This window comes from Umezawaea sp., from assembly GCF_057122925.1.
Genome location: NZ_DBNGPQ010000028.1, coordinates 1 through 5,344, shown reverse-complemented (window position 1 = coordinate 5,344; position 5,344 = coordinate 1). Strand labels below are relative to the sequence as shown.

Here is a 5,344-nt window from a genome sequence, read left to right as displayed (position 1 = left end):
GGATGACCGGTCTGCACCTGATCCCGGTGCTGCGGGACACGGGTCTGGCGATGCTGCTGTGGGCCGCCGTGGTCGGTGGCGCGCTGATGGTGAGCTGATCCGCCTACCGTCCCGAGGCCGGGTGAGGTTGAGCCGCGCCGCTGGTCGTGCTGGCGGCGGGATGGCGATCAGCGGGTCGCCAGGGTCGAGCCGTGCCGCCGGCCGCGAGGTCGAGCCGTAACGCTGGCCGCAAGGTCGAGCCGTAACGCTGGCCGCGAGGATGCGCCGTGCCGCTGGCCGCTCGACCAGCGGCACGGCAGAGCTGAACCGCCGGCCGATCCCACACCCGCGAGCTAGCCGGCCGTCGCTGTCGATGAACTACCACGCGTCCTCGGTGATGGCGATCTGTTCGTCGTCGTCATCGTCACGCCGCCGCCGCACGGGCGGGGGCGGGGGTGCTTCGCCCAGGCAGAGGGCGGCGATGTGTTCGCGGTCGGCGTCCAGGGCCGCGCGCACGCCCTGGTCGTGGCCCGCTTCGCCGCTGAGGACCTGGCGCCAGCTCAGGTGGCCGCCCGCGATCCTGCGCTGCAACGCCTGGAGCGCCATCGACGCCGCGGGCGACTTGGCGAACGCGATCACCCTGCGGATGTCCTCCGCCGAGGGTTCGCGGCCCGCCGCGCGCAGTTTCTCCGCCTGGCGCATGGACTTCTCGGCGTCGGCGATCGACCTGGCCAAGACGTCCTCGGCCGCCAACACCTCCGCGGTCCGCCAACTCACCGAGAATCCCCTTCCGACTGGACACCTGCTGCGACGCAGCAGGTGTCCGTCCCGTTCCCGCTACCAGGCACCGGTGCGGCGGAACTTCTCCAACCGCTCCAGGTGGGGTGCGAGGTCCATGTCCTGGGCGGCCACCCAACCGTCGTCGTAGTAGGTGTTGGCGTACCGCTCACCGCCGTCGCAGAGCAGCGTGACGACGCTGCCGCGCGCCCGCGACGCCCGCATCTCGGCGATGATCTGGAACGCGCCCCACAGGTTCGTGCCGGTCGAGCCGCCGACCCTGCGGCCGAGGACGGCCTCGACGTGCCGGATGACGGCGATGGACGCGGCGTCCGGCACCTTGATCATCCGGTCGATGACCTGGCCGACGAACGACGGTTCGACGCGCGGCCGTCCGATGCCCTCGATGCGGGAACCGCGGGTGCCGACGAGGGTCGGGTCGCTGTCGCGCCACGCGTCGAAGAACACCGAGTGCTCCGGGTCCACGACCGCGAGGCGGGTCTTCAGCCTGCGGTAGTGGATGAAGCGGCCGATGGTCGCGCTGGTGCCGCCGGTGCCCGCTCCTACGACGACCCAGTCCGGTTCCGGCGTCGCCTCCAGCTCCATCTGCTGGAAGATCGACTCGGCGATGTTGTTGTTGCCCCGCCAGTCGGTGGCGCGCTCGGCGTGCGTGAACTGGTCCATGTAGTGGCCGTTCAGCTCGGCGGCGAGGCGGCGAGACTCGTCGTAGATGGCGCCCGGCTCGTCCACGAAGTGGCACCTGCCGTCCTGGCGCTCGATCAGGGCGATCTTCTCCGGACTGGTCGAGCGGGGCATGACCGCGATGAACGGCAGCCCCAGCAGCCGGGCGAAGTACGCCTCCGACACGGCCGTCGAACCGGACGAGGCCTCGATGACCGGCGTGCCGCCGACGACCCACCCGTTGCAGATCGCGTACAGGAACAGCGACCGGGCGAGGCGGTGCTTCAACGAGCCGGTCGGGTGGGTCGACTCGTCCTTCAGGTACAGGTCGATGCCCCATTCGAGGGGCAGCGGGAAGTGGAGCAGGTGCGTGTCGGCACTGCGGTTCGCGTCGGCGTCGATGATCCGGACGGCCTCGCGGACCCAGTCCCTGGTGCGGCTGCAACATCGGTCAAGGGAAATGGTCACGGCGCACGATAACTTCGAGGACACTGGTCCGCCGTGGACAAGTTTCGCGGGTCACTTCTCGCAGGCGCCGTCGGGGACGCCCTGGGCGGGGCCGTCGAGTTCGAGCACATCGACGCCATCCGCGCCCGCTTCGGCCCCGACGGCCTGACCGACTTCGCCCCGGCCTACGGCAAGGTCGGCGCGATCACGGACGACACGCAGATGACGCTCTTCACCCTCGAGGGGTTGGTCATCGCCAGGAAGCACGGGACGGACCCGCTGTGGGACGTGCGGGCCGCGTACGGGCGGTGGCTGCACACCCAGGGTGGCCCCCCGGTGCGGGCCGAGGGGTGGCTGCTGGACGAGCCGGGACTGTTCTCGCAGCGTGCGCCGGGTACGACGTGCCTCGGGGCGCTGTACGACAGGGACGCCTTCGGGACCACCAGCGACCACATCAACAACTCCAAGGGCTGCGGCGGGGTGATGCGGGCGGCGCCCGTCGCCCTGTGGTCCGAGGACGTGGACGAGGTGTTCGCGCTGGCCGCGGGCACCGCCGCCATCACGCACGGGCATCCGAGCGGGTTCCTGTCGGCCGGGGTGCTGGCGGTGATCGTGCAGCAGGTGCTGGCCGGGGCTTCGGTGCTGGAGGCCGCCGCCGAGGCGCGGGAGGAGCTGATCCGGTGGGACGAGCACGAGGAGCAGCTGGAGCTGTTGGACCTGGCCGTGCAGCTGGGGAGTCGGGGGAAGCGGCCCACCCCGGAGTTGATCGAGACCCTGTTCGGTGGGGGGTGGGTCGGGGAAGAGGCCCTGGCCATCGGGTTGTTGGCGGCGTTGGCCGGGGAGTCGTTGGAGGACGGGTTGTTGATCGCGGTCAACATATCCGGTGACAGTGATTCGACCGGGTCTATTTGCGGGAATATTCTCGGGGCTCGGGACGGGGTGGAGGGCATTCCTTCGCGGTGGCTGGAAGGGGTGGAGATGGTGGACCTGTTGCACCGGTCCGCTGACGAGGCCGCTGGGACCTTTGGGGTTTACGGGTGAGGGCTGGGCGGTTCCGGCGAATCGGGTAGCTGCCGGTCCCAGCGGGGTGGCCGGTGTGACTCGGGGACCCCTCGATGTGACCCTGTGATCGGACTCAAGGGCAGGTGGTGGCCACCTGCCGGTCTACCGGGGCAAGGGACAGATCCCCCGAGCAAGATCGGCCTCGGTTCAGGGAAAGCTCGTGGCTCGCTTTTGTCGTGGGTCGCCTTTGTTGGGGCTTCAGGCGGTTTCGCCCCTCAGTTGGGCTCGCAGGCGGTCGCGTTCCGCCTTGCGGACCGCTCCGCGTTCGTTGAGGCCCTCGGCCACTCGGGTGCGCATGCCGCGCAGCACGAAGAGGGACAGCGGCAGGGCTACCACCACGCCTACTGCCATCGCCACGAGCAGCGGGACGTTGACGAGCATGAGCAGCGCCATGACCACCGCGACCATGCCCAGTCGCGCCAGCACGTACAGCGTCACATCTCTACCCAGGTGCACGGTTCCCCAGGTTACGCGCCGCCGTCCCCCGGTTCGAACGCCGCGTCCGAGGTGTTGGGGCGGCCCTCGAAGCGCGTGGAGAGCACGACGGTCGTCCTGGTCCTCGCCACACCGGGGATGCGGCGCAGGCGGCCCAGCGCGCGTTCCAGGTCGTCCACGGTGGCCACCCGCACCTTGACGATGAACGACTCGTCGCCCGCCACCCGGTAGCAGGACTCGACCTCGATCAAGCCCGCCAGCTCCAGGGCGATGTCGTCGTCGTCGGCCGTGTCGGTCGGGTGGATGCCCACCAGGGCCGTTACGCCCAGGCCCACGGCGCTGGGGTCCACGACGGCGTGGTAGCCGACGATGACGCCGGTGGCCTCCAGCTTGCCCACGCGCTCGTGCACCGCGGACGCCGAGAGGCCGACCTTGCGGCCCAGGTCGGCGTAGGTGGCTCGGCCGTTCTCGCGCAGCGCGGCGATGATTTGACGATCAAGAGCGTCCACCGGACAAGACTAGGCCCTACCTGCGGGATGTCCGAACCGCGAACTTCGTCCCTTACTCCCTCTTTACCATCACCCAAGTGTTCGAGTACCTGACGGGTGAGATGCCACGATGCGGGCGGTAAGTCTGATCTGAGGAGGACGATCGTGACCGCGTCCATGCAGGTAACTCGTCAAAGCGGCCCGGAACGGCTGCTCACGCCAGGTGAAGTGGCCAACCTGTTCCGCGTCGACCCGAAGACGGTGACCCGCTGGGCCACCGCGGGCCGGATCGGGTCGATCCGCACGCCCGGCGGCCACCGCAGGTTCCGGGAGTCCGAGGTCCAGGCGCTGCTGTCCGAGCTCACCACCGAAGCTACCGAACCGGTGCGTCACTGAACACGTCCCGTACGTACTCCTAGTCACGAGTAATGTCGTGGCAAAGGAGGTGGCGACCATGCTGTACGTGCTCGCGGCGATCGGTGCGCTCACCGTGTTCATGCTGCTCTGGAAAGCGTTCGGGCCCGGCAGGCTCGAAACCGCTCCTCGTGGTCGGGTCATCGCACCCGACGACGACCCGGACTTCCTCCGGAAGCTCGGCGAGCAGACGAAACGCCCTCCTGAGGAGGGCAAGGACTCCTGATACGAGCGTGGGCCCCCGGCGAGGAGTCGCCAGGGGCCCGCGCTCGGTCGGGACCGTCCGCTAGCTGGGGAAGTCGTCCGCCACGGTGGCGGCCAGCTCCAGCAGCGCGAGCCTGGTCGCGGGCTCCAGCTTGTCCAGCTCGATCTCCGCGCCCTCTTCGAGGTGCGGGTCGAACGGGATCATGACCACGGAGCGGCAGCGGGACGCGAAGTGCGCCGCCAAGCGGTCCAGGTCGACCTTGCCCGAGCCCGGTCGGACCGAGTTGATGACCGCGATCGACCTGGCCACGAGGTCGCGGTAGCCGTGCGCGTCCAGCCAGTCGAGCGTGGCCGCCGAGGTCTGCGCCCCGTCGACCGAGCCGGACGAGACGAGGACCAGCGAGTCGGCCTGGTCGAGCACGCCCTTCATCGCCGAGTGCATGAGGCCGGTGCCGCAGTCGGTGAGCAGGATGTTGTAGAAGTGCTCCAGCAGCGCGACCGTGCGCAGGTAGTCCTGGTCGCTGAACGCCTCCGACACGGCCGGGTCCTGCTCGCTGGCGAGCACCTCCAGCCTGCTCGGGCTCTGCGACGTGTAGGCCCGCACATCGCTGTACTTGGTGATCCTCGCCACATCGCGCAGCAGGTGCCGGACGGTCGCGGTGGTCTCGCGGGGCACCTTGAGGGCCAGGGTGCCGCGGTCCGGGTTGGCGTCGACGGCGATGACCCGGTCGCCGCGCAGCGACGAGAACGTCGAGCCGAGCGAGGCGGTGGTCGTGGTCTTGCCGACACCGCCCTTGAGGCTGAGCATCGCGATCTTGTAGCACCCGCGCAGCGGCTGGTTGATCCGCGTGATCAGC

General features: G+C 69.6%; 8 protein-coding genes. 3 read left to right on the top strand and 5 right to left on the bottom strand.

Annotated elements, in window-relative coordinates:
• Positions 1 to 357 precede the first annotated feature (357 nt).
• Together AC156L_RS04040 and cds1 are read right to left on the bottom strand one after the other, a co-directional pair.
• A complete protein-coding gene (locus tag AC156L_RS04040; protein ID WP_330881204.1) occupies positions 358 to 756 on the bottom strand; it encodes a hypothetical protein in 399 nt (132 codons plus the stop codon).
• Between the two features lie 60 nt (positions 757 to 816).
• On the bottom strand, positions 817 to 1,905 hold the full coding sequence (gene cds1, locus AC156L_RS04035) for an L-cysteine desulfhydrase Cds1 (RefSeq protein WP_330881206.1): 1,089 nt from the start codon (positions 1,903 to 1,905) through the stop codon (positions 817 to 819).
• Positions 1,906 to 1,938: 33 nt separating this feature from the next.
• Here cds1 and AC156L_RS04030 point away from each other — a divergent pair, with 33 nt between their 5' ends.
• Positions 1,939 to 2,925 carry an ADP-ribosylglycohydrolase family protein gene (locus AC156L_RS04030; protein WP_330881208.1) on the top strand — a complete coding sequence of 329 codons (987 nt, stop codon included), beginning with the start codon at positions 1,939 to 1,941 and terminating at the stop codon, positions 2,923 to 2,925.
• Positions 2,926 to 3,144: 219 nt separating this feature from the next.
• On the opposite strand, the gene AC156L_RS04025 is transcribed toward AC156L_RS04030, so the two are convergent.
• Both AC156L_RS04025 and AC156L_RS04020 read right to left on the bottom strand, forming a co-directional pair.
• The gene (locus AC156L_RS04025; RefSeq protein ID WP_330881210.1) at positions 3,145 to 3,402 is read right to left on the bottom strand and encodes a DUF4229 domain-containing protein; all 258 of its coding nucleotides are present in this window, start codon (positions 3,400 to 3,402) and stop codon (positions 3,145 to 3,147) included.
• A gap of 11 nt (positions 3,403 to 3,413) precedes the next feature.
• A complete protein-coding gene (locus AC156L_RS04020) occupies positions 3,414 to 3,890 on the bottom strand; it encodes an Lrp/AsnC family transcriptional regulator (protein ID WP_330881212.1) in 477 nt (158 codons plus the stop codon).
• 156 nt (positions 3,891 to 4,046) lie between these two features.
• Between AC156L_RS04020 and AC156L_RS04015 the strand changes: the two genes are divergently transcribed.
• Positions 4,047 to 4,265 carry a BldC family transcriptional regulator gene (locus AC156L_RS04015; RefSeq protein ID WP_330881271.1) on the top strand — a complete coding sequence of 73 codons (219 nt, stop codon included), beginning with the start codon at positions 4,047 to 4,049 and terminating at the stop codon, positions 4,263 to 4,265.
• Positions 4,266 to 4,323: 58 nt separating this feature from the next.
• Positions 4,324 to 4,509, top strand: coding sequence for a hypothetical protein (locus tag AC156L_RS04010; RefSeq protein ID WP_330881273.1), 186 nt, complete (start codon positions 4,324 to 4,326; stop codon positions 4,507 to 4,509).
• A 60-nt stretch (positions 4,510 to 4,569) separates the two neighbouring features.
• Here AC156L_RS04010 and AC156L_RS04005 read toward each other — a convergent pair.
• Positions 4,570 to 5,344, bottom strand: a 775-nt coding sequence (locus tag AC156L_RS04005; protein WP_484406606.1) for a MinD/ParA family ATP-binding protein, incomplete at its 5' end; no start/stop codon positions are given.